The sequence below is a fragment of the Mixta hanseatica genome, from assembly GCF_023517775.1.
In the GTDB taxonomy this organism is placed as follows: Bacteria; Pseudomonadota; Gammaproteobacteria; order Enterobacterales; family Enterobacteriaceae; genus Mixta; species Mixta hanseatica.
Genome location: NZ_CP082904.1, coordinates 2,512,684 through 2,527,208 on the forward strand (window position 1 = coordinate 2,512,684; position 14,525 = coordinate 2,527,208).

Annotated in this window: 13 protein-coding genes; 3 read left to right on the forward strand and 10 right to left on the reverse strand. The window is 56.0% G+C overall.

What is annotated here, in order from left to right:
* Window positions 1-11 precede the first annotated feature (11 nt).
* Window positions 12-1,160, forward strand: coding sequence for a MalY/PatB family protein (locus tag K6958_RS12110; RefSeq protein ID WP_249891344.1), 1,149 nt, complete (start codon window positions 12-14; stop codon window positions 1,158-1,160).
* On the opposite strand, the gene K6958_RS12115 is transcribed toward K6958_RS12110, so the two are convergent.
* On the reverse strand, window positions 1,157-1,720 hold the full coding sequence (locus tag K6958_RS12115; protein ID WP_249891345.1) for a VOC family protein: 564 nt from the start codon (window positions 1,718-1,720) through the stop codon (window positions 1,157-1,159). The two genes, K6958_RS12110 and K6958_RS12115, sit on opposite strands and share 4 nt — an antisense overlap.
* 310 nt (window positions 1,721-2,030) lie before the next feature.
* Between K6958_RS12115 and K6958_RS21135 the strand changes: the two genes are divergently transcribed.
* Window positions 2,031-2,153, forward strand: a complete 123-nt coding sequence (locus tag K6958_RS21135) for a hypothetical protein (RefSeq protein ID WP_256470532.1) — start codon at window positions 2,031-2,033, stop codon at window positions 2,151-2,153.
* 205 nt (window positions 2,154-2,358) lie between these two features.
* Window positions 2,359-4,092 carry an arginine--tRNA ligase gene (argS, locus tag K6958_RS12120; RefSeq protein ID WP_249894673.1) on the forward strand — a complete coding sequence of 578 codons (1,734 nt, stop codon included), beginning with the start codon at window positions 2,359-2,361 and terminating at the stop codon, window positions 4,090-4,092.
* Between the two features lie 235 nt (window positions 4,093-4,327).
* Here argS and K6958_RS12125 read toward each other — a convergent pair whose 3' ends face one another.
* The 9 genes from K6958_RS12125 to K6958_RS12165 form a co-directional block, all read right to left on the reverse strand.
* Window positions 4,328-5,074, reverse strand: a complete 747-nt coding sequence (locus tag K6958_RS12125; protein ID WP_249891346.1) for a glycosyltransferase family 25 protein — start codon at window positions 5,072-5,074, stop codon at window positions 4,328-4,330.
* Window positions 5,075-5,455: 381 nt separating this feature from the next.
* The gene (gene flhE / locus K6958_RS12130; RefSeq protein WP_249891347.1) at window positions 5,456-5,854 is read right to left on the reverse strand and encodes a flagellar protein FlhE; all 399 of its coding nucleotides are present in this window, start codon (window positions 5,852-5,854) and stop codon (window positions 5,456-5,458) included.
* Entirely contained in the window at window positions 5,854-7,935 is a 2,082-nt protein-coding gene (gene flhA / locus K6958_RS12135; RefSeq protein ID WP_249891348.1) for a flagellar biosynthesis protein FlhA, read from the reverse strand. Before flhA ends, flhE begins: the two co-directional genes overlap by 1 nt.
* Window positions 7,928-9,079, reverse strand: a complete 1,152-nt coding sequence (gene flhB / locus K6958_RS12140; protein ID WP_249891349.1) for a flagellar biosynthesis protein FlhB — start codon at window positions 9,077-9,079, stop codon at window positions 7,928-7,930. The genes flhA and flhB overlap by 8 nt, the downstream gene beginning before the upstream one ends.
* Before the next feature lie 191 nt (window positions 9,080-9,270).
* Window positions 9,271-9,915, reverse strand: a complete 645-nt coding sequence (cheZ, locus tag K6958_RS12145; RefSeq protein ID WP_249891350.1) for a protein phosphatase CheZ — start codon at window positions 9,913-9,915, stop codon at window positions 9,271-9,273.
* 9 nt (window positions 9,916-9,924) lie between these two features.
* Window positions 9,925-10,314, reverse strand: coding sequence for a chemotaxis response regulator CheY (gene cheY, locus K6958_RS12150; protein ID WP_104957647.1), 390 nt, complete (start codon window positions 10,312-10,314; stop codon window positions 9,925-9,927).
* Between the two features lie 40 nt (window positions 10,315-10,354).
* Window positions 10,355-11,404, reverse strand: coding sequence for a protein-glutamate methylesterase/protein-glutamine glutaminase (locus tag K6958_RS12155; RefSeq protein ID WP_249891351.1), 1,050 nt, complete (start codon window positions 11,402-11,404; stop codon window positions 10,355-10,357).
* Window positions 11,401-12,276: a protein-glutamate O-methyltransferase CheR gene (gene cheR, locus K6958_RS12160; RefSeq protein ID WP_249891352.1), complete on the reverse strand. Its 876-nt coding sequence runs from the start codon at window positions 12,274-12,276 to the stop codon at window positions 11,401-11,403. Before cheR ends, K6958_RS12155 begins: the two co-directional genes overlap by 4 nt.
* A 397-nt stretch (window positions 12,277-12,673) precedes the next feature.
* Window positions 12,674-14,347: a methyl-accepting chemotaxis protein gene (locus K6958_RS12165; RefSeq protein WP_249891353.1), complete on the reverse strand. Its 1,674-nt coding sequence runs from the start codon at window positions 14,345-14,347 to the stop codon at window positions 12,674-12,676.
* Window positions 14,348-14,525: the final 178 nt, after the last annotated feature.

The window sequence follows — 14,525 nt, forward strand, 5'->3', positions numbered from 1 at the left end:
GAAGCTTAATCATGACATTCAATTTCGACCAATGGATAGACCGGCATCACAGCGATAGTCTCAAGTGGCGAAAATATGGCGATCGCGATATTTTGCCGCTGTGGGTCGCCGATACTGATTTTCGCTCGCCGCCCGCGGTTATCGACGCGCTGCATGCGCGCGTGGAGCATGGCGTGTTCGGCTACGGCGGTGAGCCCAGCGAACTGATTGATATTGTTATAGCGCGTATGGCGGCTCGCTATAACTGGCAGATTGAGCCAGAGTGGTTAGTTTTTTTGCCTGGTGTGGTAGCCGGACTGAACTTATGCGTACGCGCCTTTACTTCACGCGGCGAAGGCACGCTTGCCCCTACGCCGGTCTATCCGCCTTTCAGGCTGGCGGCAGCCTGGGCGGAACGCAGTCAGATCAATGTGCAAATGCGGCTGGAGAATCAGCGCTGGGTCATGGACCTGACGGCAGCTGAGATGCAGTTAAGCGGCAATGAGAAATTGCTGATGCTGTGCAATCCCCATAACCCCGGCGGCACGGTTTACCGCCGCGAGGAGTTGGCGGAGCAGTTACGCTTTGCCCAGCGCCATAATTTGATCGTCTGTTCTGATGAAATCCACTGCGATCTAATCCTGGAGTCCGGCTTAAGGCATATCCCTTTCGCGACGCTTAGCGAAGATGCCGCTCAACGCTCGGTGACCTTAATTTCACCGTCCAAAACCTTCAACATTGCCGGCCTGGGCGCATCGCTGGCGATTATCCCGAATAAGGCGTTGCGCCAGCGCTTCGAAAAAGCCCGGCGCGGCGTAGTACCCTCAGTGGATATCCTGGCGCTGACCGCTGCCACTGCCGCCTGGCGCGATGGCCAGCCCTGGCTGGATGCACAGCTTGACTATTTGCGTCGTCATCGTAACTGGCTATGCGAACGCATTAACGCGCTGCCGGGCTTAAGCGTCGCGCCGCCGGAAGCCACTTACCTGGCCTGGATTGCCGCCCGGCTACCGAACGTTGCCAGCCCGGCGAGCTGGTTTGAACAATACGGACTGGGCTTTTCGGCGGGCCGGGAATTCGGCGACGATGGTTTTGTACGTTTTAATTTCGGTTGCACGCGCGCCACGCTGGAAGAGGCGATGGTGCGCATGGAGCGTGCGGTCGCCGCCGCCGGAACTTAATCCTGCTCGCTGGCGACAATCTCCTGCAAACTCCATGGATGGAATTTGATAGTGATTTGACCGTCGGTAACGGCCAGCGTGGGATTAGGCAACCGCTCGCCTTCGCCCTGCGGCGCGCTGGTTTTAAACGAAATGCCCGGCTGCAGCAGGCCGCTGTCAGATAACAACGCCATTGCCCTGGCACCAAGCGTGGCCGGATCGCCGCGCAGTACGATCTCAACATGTTCCCACCCTTCATGGCGGTACAGTTTATTGCCCGGCCACGGCAACTCCACCACCTTAATGTGCCAGGGTCCTACGCGCAGCGGCTCATTCAGCAGGAACAAACAAATCGGTCTGCCATTAATCATTTTTTCTGAAAACAACTGGCCAACCTGCATCAATCCTTGTTTCCAGCGCTCCGCTGTTGCAATTTGATGGCAGCGCAGCGAAATATGATCGGCTTCGAGATCTTCCAGCACTAAACCCAACTTTTTAGCCAAATTTACCAGTGATTCTTCGAAACGCGGCAGATCGTCAGCCAGCTCAGACAGCGCTTCCAGATTATTCCTGAATGGCACAATTACTCTCCAATTTTATACAGTTTTATTAAACATTGTTTGCTTTATGAGCAGTTTTACAAGGCCATTTATAGTTGTAAAAATGGCGTTCAGAACGGAATTTTTAGATAAGTTGACGTAATTTACCGTATTAATGTCCAGTTTAACACGGCACAGGACCAGAAAATATTTTATAAAACCACGGTTAACCTAATGTTTTTAATTATGTTTGCTGTGGCTTTAAGGTAATTCCTAATTGGTCAGGTGCGCAATTGCGGCTCCTAAGCCTTTCTTATAGATTTACCCGAACCATCACACAAGGAAAGGCTTTATGCTTAAACTCATTATTATTGCAGTTCTTATCGCGCTGATGGGGTATGCTCTCTCCCGCCACTGGAAGGTGCGCAATGAAAAAACGGTAAATAACCCTTATCGGCATTCTCGGCGTCGCTAACCTTTTTTTCGTCGGTGGCGGAAACATATACAGCAGTGTTTCCGCCCGCTACGGCTGCTGACGCTCCCCTCCAAATAAAGTATACTTCTCCCCTTCTTTTTTCCGCGTCGCCATTGTACAGCAACCTGCCAGGCTGTCAGGCGTCGCGATGATTATGCCCGTCGCCCTGGCGCGGCGGGCAGTGCAGACAGATGAAGGTAACTCGGTGAATATTCAGGCTCTCCTTTCGGAAAAAGTTAGTCAGGCGATGATGGCGGTTGGCGCACCGGCAGATTGCGAACCTATGGTTCGTCAGTCGGCCAGGGTTCAGTTTGGCGATTACCAGGCCAACGGCATTATGGCGGTCGCGAAAAAGCTGGGTCAGCAGCCCCGTCAGCTGGCCGAGCAGGTGGTACAGCATCTGGCGCTCAACGGCATCGCCAGCAAGGTCGAAATCGCCGGCCCAGGCTTCATTAATATTTTCCTCGCGCCTGAATGGCTGGCGCAGCAGACAGAAGCCGCGCTGGCGTCGCCGCGCCTGGGCGTTGCGCCGGTAGACGCGCAAACTATCGTTATTGATTACTCCGCGCCGAACGTCGCGAAAGAGATGCACGTAGGCCATGTGCGCTCCACCATTATTGGCGATGCAGCAGCGCGTACGCTGGAGTTCCTTGGCCATAAAGTGATTCGCGCCAACCATGTCGGTGACTGGGGTACGCAGTTCGGTATGCTGATTGCCTGGCTGGAAAAGCAACAGCGCGAACATCATGAAGCGATCGCGCTGGCCGATCTGGAAGCGTTCTACCGCGAAGCGAAAAAGGCCTATGACGAAGATGCAGCCTTTGCCGAGCGCGCGCGCGGCTATGTAGTGAAGCTGCAGGGCGGCGATGAATATTGCCGTACCATGTGGAAGAAACTGGTCGATATCACTATGACGCAAAACCAGACGGTTTACGATCGTCTGAACGTGACGCTGACGCGTAACGATGTCATGGGTGAAAGCCTGTATAACGATATGCTGCCGGGCATCGTCGCCGACCTGAAAGCCAAAGGTTTAGCGGTAGAAAGCGAAGGCGCTACCGTGGTTTTCCTTGATGAGTTTAAAAATAAGGAAGGCGAGCCGATGGGCGTGATCGTTCAGAAAAAGGACGGCGGCTACCTGTATACCACCACCGATATTGCCTGCGCGAAATACCGTTACGAGCAGCTGCACGCTGATCGCGTGCTGTACTATATCGACTCGCGTCAGCATCAACATTTGATGCAGGCCTGGACTATCGTACGTAAAGCGGGTTATGTGCCGGAATCGGTACCGCTTGAGCATCATATGTTCGGCATGATGCTGGGCAAAGATGGACGTCCGTTTAAAACCCGCAGCGGCGGCACCATTAAGCTTTCCGATCTGCTGGATGAAGCGGTTGAACGCGCTACCGCCCTGGTTTCTGAGAAGAACCCGGAGATGGACGCGGATGAGCTGCGTAAGCTGGCCAACATTGTCGGCATCGGCGCGGTAAAATATGCGGATCTGTCGAAAAGCCGTACCACCGATTACATTTTCGACTGGGATAATATGCTGGCATTTGAGGGCAATACGGCGCCTTATATGCAGTATGCCTATACGCGCGTGCTGTCGGTGTTCCGCAAAGCCGGCATTGATGAGAATGCGCAGCTGGAAGGCGCTATTCAGCTGAACGATGAGCGCGAAGCGCAGCTGGCGGCGCGTTTGTTACAGTTTGAAGAGACGATTACGCTGGTAGCGCGCGACGGTACGCCGCATGTGATGTGCGCTTATCTGTACGATCTGGCCGGCCTGTTCTCTGGTTTTTATGAGCACTGCCCGATTTTGGCGGCGGAAGATGCCGCCGTACGCCAGAGCCGTCTGAAGCTGGCGCTGCTGACGGCGCGCACTCTGAAGCAGGGTCTGGATACGCTGGGTATTGAAACCGTCGAGCGTATGTAAGCCGCAGAAAGCTTCCCTTTCAAGCCTGCAAGGGAAGCTACGGGTAAAAAAGTCCACGCCTCGGCGTGGACTTTTTATATGAGGCGTAAAGCATCAAAAATAGTGCTACAGAGAAGTCACGAACAGGGCGGCTTTAATGCCCCCCTATATCCGTGTCGCGGTTATCGGCTACAGCAGCGGTCAGATGGCATAACACCAAAACAAGCTTATACAAGCAGCGCTTTACCCACGCTTGTTATCGTTGCTGAGCCAAACCGGTTTTATTTAACAGCAGATCCTTTATTCTCCGCATCTGATAAAATCGTATAGTCCTTTTAAATTTATTGATATATGCCGAGCGGGCGGCAAAGCGCTGCTTTCGGCCACTATCCAGAACAGAGGTTTCCCTGGTAACATCAGAAGTGGTAATAACCGCCTGCTTGCTGCACCAAACCCGCAAACAACCATTCAGCCGAAACAGCGGCCAACGGTCAGCTTCAAAAATAATTGGCCGGTTTTGCTTAAGGATCTCCTGGGCGGCAGACCGGTTAATAACATAACCATATCCGCCGCTACCGTAGGCAACCCGATAATATACATTATTATGTAAATCCATTTTTTTTAATTTAGGATTATAGGCACTATTTCCGGTAAGCAGAAAAACTTCTGGCCTGGTGGCGCTGATGATGGTTTTGAGGCCCGCTAAATGGCTGGCAAGCTCGGGCCCCGGCAAGGCATCATCTTCCAGCACCAACGCATAAGGAATATTTTCAGCTATCATCCGGGCATAGATACTTAAGTGACTCAGGGCACAGCCAATCTCCCCTTTAGTCAGCGCACATTGTGGATAATCATGCGTAACCAGCGGTAAAATGTCTGACGGTAATGTTCGTCCATCAACTCCCTTTATTACTTCATATTTTAAATTATTTAGCGTGCATTGTTTTACTGTTTTTTCACGCCGCACCTGATCTGTTTCCAAATTAATAACAAATACTTTCACGCAAACCAACCTCGTGATATTCCTTATGAGATTAAATAACAAATCGTTCATCCTGAATCAGGTCGAGATAATAATCCAGGCGAACAGATAATTAAAGAATAAACGAGAAGCGCGTTAAAAATCCAATAGCGCGTTGAGGTGATACGTCCCCAATGGTTAATGCGCTTATTTTATCTTTTATTTAACACAATAAATAAATTAGCCAGGTTTAATAATTGATTTATCAAATAGAGATCACAGCAGAATGGAAACAACCAGATAACGATGCTTGAAATAAAGAGGGAAAAAGCTAAACAACAAAATTGCGAGGGTGTGGTTGCGGCGCCAGACGCCCAGGTACGCTGATGAGGTTGAAGTCACCTCACCAGCGTACGGCGTGGGTTAATCTTTATAATTCACCATCACCTGATTACTCAGAATCCGGGTTACCGGAAAGAGTCTTCCCTGCCCCGGCACGCTATACACAAAGCGTAGCGTATCGCTGGCCGGCACATTGGTCAGTCCGCGCGTCGAACCGCTGGCACCTTCAATCGGGGTGCAGCGGCTGCTGGAACAGAGCTTAACCAACAGGCCGGCGGGCTGCGGGCCGGTCAGCTCAAAACGCCAGTAAATCACATTCATCAGGCCGGAAATCGGTCCCGGCGGCGCAATCGGCGGTGATGACGCCTCTACGCCGCGGTTGCTCAGCGTCACGCCGGTGCCGCTTCCCTGCCAGGCGCCGTCCGCTGCCTGGGTGGCCAGCGGTAACAGCAGCATCAGCGAACAGAGTAAAACACGCATTACTGACCTCCAATGGTTGCCGTCATACGGATATGGCGATTATCGCTCAGCTCCATGTTAGAGATAACCGCCAGCTGCGGCAGGTTGCGGCGCAGGAAGCGCGCCAGCAGCGCACGCAGCGGATGGTTAACCAACAGCACCGGCGGCGCGCCCAGCATCTCCTGATTTTGCAGCGCACGCTGCGTCTGCTCCAGCAGACGATCCGCCAGACCCGGCTCCAGCCCGCCGCCGCCCTGCAGCGCCTGCAGCAGCAGTCGTTCCAGCGTCGCGTCAAGACCGATAACCTGCACTTCACCGTTCCCCGGGAACCATTGTTGGGTAATCGCGCGGCCCAGCGCCACACGCACCACCGTCGTCAGCTCGTACGGGTCGGTCTGCACCGGCGCATGTTCCGCCAGCGTCTCGATAATGGTACGCATATCGCGAATCGATACCCGCTCAGCCAGCAGATTCTGCAGCACTTTATGCAGCGTCGTCAGCGACACCACGCCCGGCACCAGATCTTCGGTCAGCTTCGGCATCTCCTGGCTAACGCGATCCAACAGCTGCTGCGCTTCCTGACGACCAAACAGCTCGCTGGCATATTGGCCGATCAGGTGGTTAAGGTGCGTCGCCACTACGGTACTGGCTTCCACCACGGTAAAGCCCTGAATCTGCGCCTGCTCTTTCAACGCGCTGTCAATCCAGATCGCCGCCAGACCAAAGGCCGGATCGACCGTCGCCTCACCTGGCAGCGTACCGGACGCCGTCCCAGGGTTGATCGCCATCCAGCGCCCCGGATAAGCGTCGCCGCTGCCAATCTCTACCCCTTTCATCAGAATACGGTAGCGGGCGGCAGGCAGATCCATATTGTCGCGGATATGCACCACCGGCGGCAGAAAGCCCATCTCCTGTGCAAACTTCTTACGAATACTGCGGATACGGCCCAGCAGCTCGCCATCCTGCTGCTGATCCACCATCGGGATCAGGCGGTAGCCCACTTCCATCCCCAGCGAATCTTCCAGCTGCACATCGCCCCACGTCGCTTCAACCGTGGCGGCCGTTTCCTGCGCGCGCGGCAGAGGCTGCGCGACCGGCTTCGGCTGCATCTCGCGGCCGCGTTGCCACCAGGCCAGCCCTAACAGCGCGGCGGTAAACAGCAAAAACACCAGGTTCGGCATGCCCGGCACCAGTCCCAACAGACCCAGTACGCCGGCGCTTAGCATCATTACGCGTGGATTGCTGAACAGCTGGGTGACCATCTGCTCGCCTACATCCTCATCGGTGCTGACGCGCGTCACGATTACACCGGCGGCGGTCGAGATCACCAGCGCTGGGATCTGGGCCACCAGCCCGTCACCAATGGTCAGCAGCGTATAGGTTTCCCCCGCTGAACCCAGCGACATCCCGTGCTGCACCACGCCCACCAGCAGGCCGCCCACCACGTTGATAATCATGATCATGATGCCGGCGATGGCGTCACCGCGAACGAACTTACTGGCACCGTCCATTGAACCGTAAAAATCCGCTTCCTGCGTCACTTCTGAACGGCGTTTTTTCGCTTCTTCTTCGCCAATCAAACCGGCGTTCAGGTCGGCATCGATCGCCATCTGCTTGCCGGGCATCCCGTCGAGTACAAAACGCGCGCCTACTTCGGCGATACGTCCGGCACCCTTGGTGATCACCATAAAGTTAATAATGATCAGGATGATAAATACCACGATACCGATGGCGAAGTTGCCGCCGACCAGGAAGTGGCCGAATGCCTCCACTACCTGACCCGCCGCCGCCGCACCGGTATGACCTTCCAGCAGGATCACACGCGTCGAGGCAACGTTCAGCGCCAGACGCAGCAGCGTTGAAAATAGCAGGATGGTCGGGAACGCGGCGAACTCCAGCGTCCGCTGGGTGAACATCGCCACCAGCAGCACCATAATCGACAGCGCGATATTGAAGGTAAACAGCAGATCGAGGATAAAGGGCGGCAGCGGCAGCACCATCATCGACAGGATCATCAGGATCAACAGCGGGCCAGCCAGCACCTTCCACTGCGTATCTTTCATGTTACCCGGTAAGCGAAGTAAAGCGGCCAGATTAGCCATCAGCTTTCGTCTCTCCTGCAAAGTCCAGTTCAGCCGGTACCGGCAAACGTTGAGGTTTCTTCGGTATCAGGCCGCCTTCGCGCTTCCAGCGACGCAGCTGCCATACCCAGGCCAGCACTTCCGCGACCGCGCCATACAGCGCGCCGGGAATGTGTTGCCCTATTTCACTGTGACGATAAAGGGCGCGCGCCAGCGGCGGCGCTTCCAGAATCGGCACACGATGTTCTTTCGCCAGTTCACGAATTTTCAGCGCTACATCGCCCGCCCCTTTCGCCAGCACTTTCGGCGCGCTCATGCGCTTCTCGTCATACTGCAGCGCGACGGAATAGTGCGTCGGGTTGGTTACGATAACGTCCGCTTTCGGCACGTCCGCCATCATGCGGCGGCGCGCGGCGGCGCGCATTGCCTGACGGATGCGGCCTTTAACGTGCGGATCGCCTTCCATCTCTTTATATTCATCGCGGATTTCCTGGTTGGTCATGCGCAGCTGTTTGAAATAGCTAAACAGCTGCCAGAACACATCGAAGCCCACCATCGGCACCAGCCCCAGCACCACCAGAAAACAGCAGACGGCAATCATGTGCATGCCGTGCGCCAGCGCATCAAATGGCGATTCGCTAATCAGGTGCAGCATCTCCGGCCAGCTGACCCAGACATACCAACCCGCCACCGAGCTTACCAGCGTCGCTTTCATGATCGCTTTTAACAGCTCGGCCCAGGTCTGCGCGGAAATCATGCGCTTCAGCCCGCTCAGCGGGTTTAACTTGCTAAACTTAAAGGAGATGGATTTGCCGCTCAGCACGATACCGCCCAGCAGCATCGGCGCGGCGATCGCTACCAGCACCAGACCCGCCATCATCGGCACCAATGCCCATACCGCCTGTCCCAGCAGACGGCTGACATGCCGTACAATCTGACCGGGATCGTTAATCAACCGGTGATCGAAGCTAAAACCAGAGGCGACCATTTCCGCCAGCTGACGTGCCATCGGCTCGCCGCCCATCCACAAAATCAGTAACCCCGCCACCAACATCAGCAGAGAAGTCAGTTCGCGGGAACGCGGGATCTGCCCTTCTTTACGTGCTTTCTCAAGTCGGTGGGGTGTGGGGGATTCTGTTTTTTCCTCGTCGCTACCTTCAGCCACGTTGATCAACCTGTTTCGCAATGGGAATGGGGCATAGCTTGCCAAACATGGGCAAATTTAATGGGTGGAGTAACAGGGTGAAACAGGGGTTATTTCAGGGAATGGAAAAAGCAGGCCGGCGATCGGGCGATCGTCGGCCTGTTTACAGGCAAGGCTGCTGCCGTTCCGATGTACAGAACGGCAGCGCTTGATCAGAAGCCCAGGCTGTCGAGCAGGTCGTCGACCTGATCCTGGTTTGCTACCACGCCAGGCGCGGCGGCATTGATTTGCGGACCGTTCAGCAGGCTATTCTCTTCCCGCTTCTGGCGCGCGTTCGCTTCCGGCATATTTTCCAGCAGCACCATCAGCAGCTGACGCTCAATTTCCTGGATCACATCCATCATGCGCTTGATAACCTGACCGGTAAGGTCCTGGAAATCCTGCGCCATCATGATGTCGAGCAGCTGTGCGTTGGTAAAGGACGTGTGTTCCGGCACGGTGGCCAGATATTCGCGCGTATCCGAAACCAGTACACGAGCATCCGCCAGCTCGATGGGGTCCTCAAACCAGGCATCCCAGCGTGTCTTAAGATCTTTGGCGCCGCTCTCCAGCGCATCCTGGCGCGGCTGTGATGCTTCTACGCAGTTCAGCGCGCGCTCAGCAGCCTGAGCCGTCATCTGAACCACATAATCAAGGCGGTCGCGGGCGTCGGGAATCGCTTCCGCCGCTTCCGCTATCGCCTGATCCAGCCCCAGCTCACGCAGGCTGTCACGCAGCATGCGCGTTAACGAGCCAATGCGTGTGATGATGTCCTGCGCCGACGCCGCGTCGGTCGCTGGTTTCGTAAGTTCGCTCATCACGTCTCCTTACATACCTAATTTTTCGAAGATCTTACCTAACTTCTCTTCCAGGGTCGCCGCAGTAAAAGGTTTCACTACATAGCCGCTGGCACCCGCCTGCGCCGCAGCAATGATGTTTTCTTTTTTCGCTTCCGCGGTTACCATCAGCACCGGCAGCTTGCCCAGCGTGGCGTCGGCACGAATGGTTTGCAGCAGCTGCAGACCATCCATGTTCGGCATGTTCCAGTCGGAAATGACGAAATCGAAACCGCCAGCACGCAGCTTGGTCAGCGCGTCTGCCCCATCTTCGGCTTCTTCAACGTTGTTGAAGCCCAGCTCTTTCAGCAGGTTGCGCACAATACGACGCATCGTATTGAAATCGTCCACCACCAAAAAGCGCATATTCTTGTCAGCCATATCTACTCCTGTGTTATCTCGACCCGCTGGACGGGCTCGGTTAAATTCGCAATGCCTGTCCGGCGCTAATTTTTGCCAACATGTGCTGGCTGATTTGGTGCAGATCCACCACTTCACTGGCTCCCCCGTAAGCAATCGCTTCACGGGGCATGCCGAAAACGACACAGCTCGCTTCGTTCTGCGCGATAGTCCAGGCGCCGGCGCGATGCATTTCCAGCAGCCCCGCCGCGCCATCGTTGCCCATACCGGTCAGGATGACGCCAACGGCGTTACGTCCGGCATGTTGCGCCACCGATTTGAACAGCACATCCACAGAGGGCTTGTGGCGGTTAACCGGCGGACCATCGTTCAGTTTCACCTGATAGTTGGCGCCGCTACGCGCCAGCTCCAGGTGCATTGCGCCGGGCGCGATATAGGCGTGCCCCGGCAGAATACGTTCGCCATCTTCCGCTTCTTTCACAGTAATCTGGCATAGCTTGTTCAGACGCTCGGCAAACGAGCGGGTAAATCCTGGCGGCATATGCTGGGTAATCAGCAGCGCCGGGCTGGTCATCGGCAACGGCTGCAGCACATGGCGAATCGCTTCGGTGCCGCCGGTCGATGCGCCGATGGCGATCAGCTTCTCACTACTGAGCAGCGGGCCGGCCTTCAGCATCGTCGGCGTACCCTGCGCGACGCGCGGCACCAGTCGGGCGCGCGCGGCGGCGCGGATCTTGTCGGCAATCATCTGGCTGTAGGCCATCATCCCTTCGCGGATCCCCAGCTGCGGCTTGGTGACGAAATCGATCGCCCCCAGTTCCAGCGCGCGCAGGGTCACTTCCGAGCCTTTTGCCGTTAGCGACGACACCATTACCACCGGCATTGGACGCAGACGCATCAGCTTCTCAAGAAAATCGAGGCCGTCCATACGCGGCATCTCAACATCCAGCGTCAGTACCTGCGGGTTGTACTGCTTAATCAAATCGCGCGCCACCAACGGATCGGGCGCCGTTGCCACCATTTCCATATCGGGGTGACTGTTGATGATCTCCGTCATCAGTTGTCGCATCAGCGCTGAATCATCAACGCACATTACGGTGATTTTGCTCATGATCTTTCCTTAGTCAGCCCGTAAACCGTTTGTCCGCGCAGATAAAACTCTTTGCTTATCTGGCTAAAGTTCTCCGAGTGACCGGCAAACAGCAGGCCGCCAGGCTTCAGCAAGGGGACAAAGCGCCGCAGGATCTTTTCCTGAGTCTCTTTATCGAAATAGATCATTACGTTGCGGCAAAAAATCGCATCAAACGGCCCGGGCAGCGACCACTCGTGCGCCAGCAGGTTGAGCTGGGTGAAATTCACCATGCCAGCCAGTTCAGAACGCACTCGTACCATGCCGGAATGCGGACCGGTTCCGCGCAGAAAGAAGCGCTGCATCTGCGGCTGCGAGAGCGTGCGCAACTCTTCCTGGCGATAAATTCCCGATGAGGCCTTTTCCAGCACCTGAGTATCAATATCGCTGGCGTGGACCGCGAATTTCCCCGGTCCGGTGCCCAGCGTTTCCGCCAGCGTCATGGCGATGGAGTAAGGCTCTTCGCCGGTCGACGCTGCGGTGCTCCAGACGTTGTAGTTCCCACCGCGCCGTTTGGCATGCTCGGCCAGAATCGGGAAGTGGTGCGCCTCACGGAAAAACGCCGTCAGGTTAGTGGTCAACGCGTTAATGAACGCCTGCCACTCAGCGCTGTTCTGATCGTTTTCCAGCAGTGCGAGATAACGCCCGAAGTCATCAATATTCAGCGTGCGCAGACGACGCACCAGCCGGTTGTAAACCATCTCGCGCTTGTGATCGGCAAGTACGATACCGGCGCGCTGATAAATTAACTGACTGATACGGCGAAAGTGCGTATCAGAGAGAGGCAAGCGCTGAACCATCTGGGACAACAGCGTTGCGTTCTCGGGCGGTGCCAGTAATGTCGATTTCTTCATCCAGGTTCACCCAACAAAAAGCAGATAAAAGGTTAAAAGACGCCGCGTCCTGACGATGCGTATGTAGCGCCTCGCCTTAGCGCCTGTCTGACAATCAGCTGCGCCAACCGCGCGGCTGTTGCTCAGCCGAATTAGCCCGGCTACAAGCTAATTCGTGGCCATTGCCGCTTCCTTCGTCAGCGCGGCGTTCTGCTGTGTGACCCCATTTGGCTGGCGGATCATCGTCTAACCCGCCATCCTGTGAAGCTGGACGGAGACTTCCCGATGCGCTTCAGCCCGGTGAGCGACGCACCTTAACTGCCGTTGCCTCTCACCTGCACGAGCGGGATGAATTTCTGCCCCGTCCGACTCATCAACTAGTCTGTCAACACATCGCTTACTGCCACTGCGCACCTCATCAGAAGGTTTCCCAGTTCTCATCCCTGGCTGTGGATTTAGGTGCTGCCGTTACCGGCGTAGCGACTGACAGTTTTTTCGCTGCCGTATTAACGTTAACGGCGGCGGCGGCAAATTCTTTACGAATTCTGAACACGGCGACCGCCTGGCTGAGACGGCTGGCCTGCTCTTCCAGGGCGGCAGCAGCGGAGGCCGATTCCTGCACCAGTGAGGCGTTCTGCTGCGTCACGCGATCCATCTCGGTCACCGCCAGGCCCACCTGATCGATGCCGCGGCTCTGCTCGTCCGACGCCGACGCGATTTCGCCCATGATATCGGTCACGCGCGTTACCGCGCTGACGATATCGCTCATGGTTTCGCCGGCGCTTTCCACCAGTACTGAACCGGTATCGACACGGGTGACGGAATCTTCAATCAGCGATTTGATCTCTTTCGCTGCCTGGGCGCTGCGCTGCGCCAGATTACGCACTTCACCGGCCACCACCGCAAAGCCGCGGCCCTGCTCGCCGGCGCGCGCCGCTTCCACCGCCGCGTTCAGCGCCAGGATATTGGTCTGGAAGGCGATGCCGTCGATCACGCTGATGATATCGGCAATCTTCTTCGAGCTGCCGGCGATTTCGCTCATGGTTTTCACCACGCCGTCCACCACCTTGCCGCCCTTCTGCGCGGTTTCCGACGCGCTCAGCGCCAGCTGCGACGCCTGACGGGCGTTCTCCGCGTTCTGTTTCACCGTGGCGGTCAGCTCTTCCATGCTGGCAGCGGTCTGCTCCAGCGAGGCGGCCTGCTGCTCGGTACGGGAAGAGAGGTCGTTGCTGCCGGCGGTGATTTCGCTGGCGCCGGTGTAGATGGCGTCTGAACCGTCACGCACATCGCTGACGGTACGCACCAGCTCCTGCTGCATATGCTTCAGGCTGGCGGCCAGCTGGCTCATTTCGTTGCGCCCTTCTACCTCAATGGTCTGCGTCAGATCGCCTGCGGCAATATGACGAATATGTTCCATGGTAGTTTTCAGCGGACGCAGCAGGATCTGATGCATACCGGTCCAGACCAGCGCCACCACAGCGGCGAGGATCATCAGTACGAGGCCAATAATCCACAGCGCGCGCTGGTAGGCGCTCTCATTCTGTTCGGCACCGGCAGTCATCAGGTTGCTGGTAGTCTGCGCCCAGGTGTTATAGGCGCTTTCAAAATCGTTCTGATAACCCTGCGTTGGCTGGTCAACAAAACCTTTCAGGTTGCCTGCGCCCAGCATCTGCACCAGTTCGGTCAGCGCGTCGTGCAGTACCTGATACTTTTCGTCTACCGCCACCAGGTAAGCCATATTTTTGACGTCATCCGGCAGTGCCTGGTGATAGGCGGCGAAGCTTTTATCCGCCATTTCCAGTTGCTGATTCGCCAGCGCCACCAGTTCGGCAACGGTGCTGCCGCTGCCTGCATTGTTAGCATCCAGCATATAGCGGATACCGGCGCGGTTTAGCGTGTTACGCGCCTGAATCAGCGCCACCCAGGCGGCGTTTAGGTTGATCTGCTCGCGCTGGATATCCTGCGTGAGTATAAAGTTCTGCCGATCGCCTTTCAGGGCGTTAAAGAACAGCCCGCTTGAGGCGATCTGTAGTACTGCGAATATCGCCAGCACCAGAACAAGTGCCGTCACAACTTTAATATGTTTAAACATGGTGAACCTTAAAGCGTGGTTGAATGATGAGTTTTATCGGCACCCTCAGCGGGATCTTTATCCTTATCTGAAATTAACTGGCGGTATCAGGCGCATAACAACGAGAAGGTAAAACAGAAAGAGCAATGCCTGACCGCGTATGGCCGTTACCTACAGGTGAAGGATGCCGTCTTATGAC

Bases quoted from the DNA above. Each gene is read 5' to 3' on its own strand.
- K6958_RS12110 (WP_249891344.1), top strand. From the start codon at position 12: ATGACATTCAATTTCGACCAATGGATAGACCGGCATCACAGCGATAGT.
- K6958_RS21135 (WP_256470532.1), top strand. From the start codon at position 2,031: ATGCTTAAACTCATTATTATTGCAGTTCTTATCGCGCTGATGGGGTAT.
- flhE (WP_249891347.1), bottom strand. From the start codon at position 5,854: ATGCGTGTTTTACTCTGTTCGCTGATGCTGCTGTTACCGCTGGCCACC.
- flhA (WP_249891348.1), bottom strand. From the start codon at position 7,935: ATGGCTAATCTGGCCGCTTTACTTCGCTTACCGGGTAACATGAAAGAT.
- cheZ (WP_249891350.1), bottom strand. From the start codon at position 9,915: ATGAGCGAACTTACGAAACCAGCGACCGACGCGGCGTCGGCGCAGGAC.
- cheY (WP_104957647.1), bottom strand. From the start codon at position 10,314: ATGGCTGACAAGAATATGCGCTTTTTGGTGGTGGACGATTTCAATACG.
- K6958_RS12155 (WP_249891351.1), bottom strand. From the start codon at position 11,404: ATGAGCAAAATCACCGTAATGTGCGTTGATGATTCAGCGCTGATGCGA.
- cheR (WP_249891352.1), bottom strand. From the start codon at position 12,276: ATGAAGAAATCGACATTACTGGCACCGCCCGAGAACGCAACGCTGTTG.
- K6958_RS12165 (WP_249891353.1), bottom strand. From the start codon at position 14,347: ATGTTTAAACATATTAAAGTTGTGACGGCACTTGTTCTGGTGCTGGCG.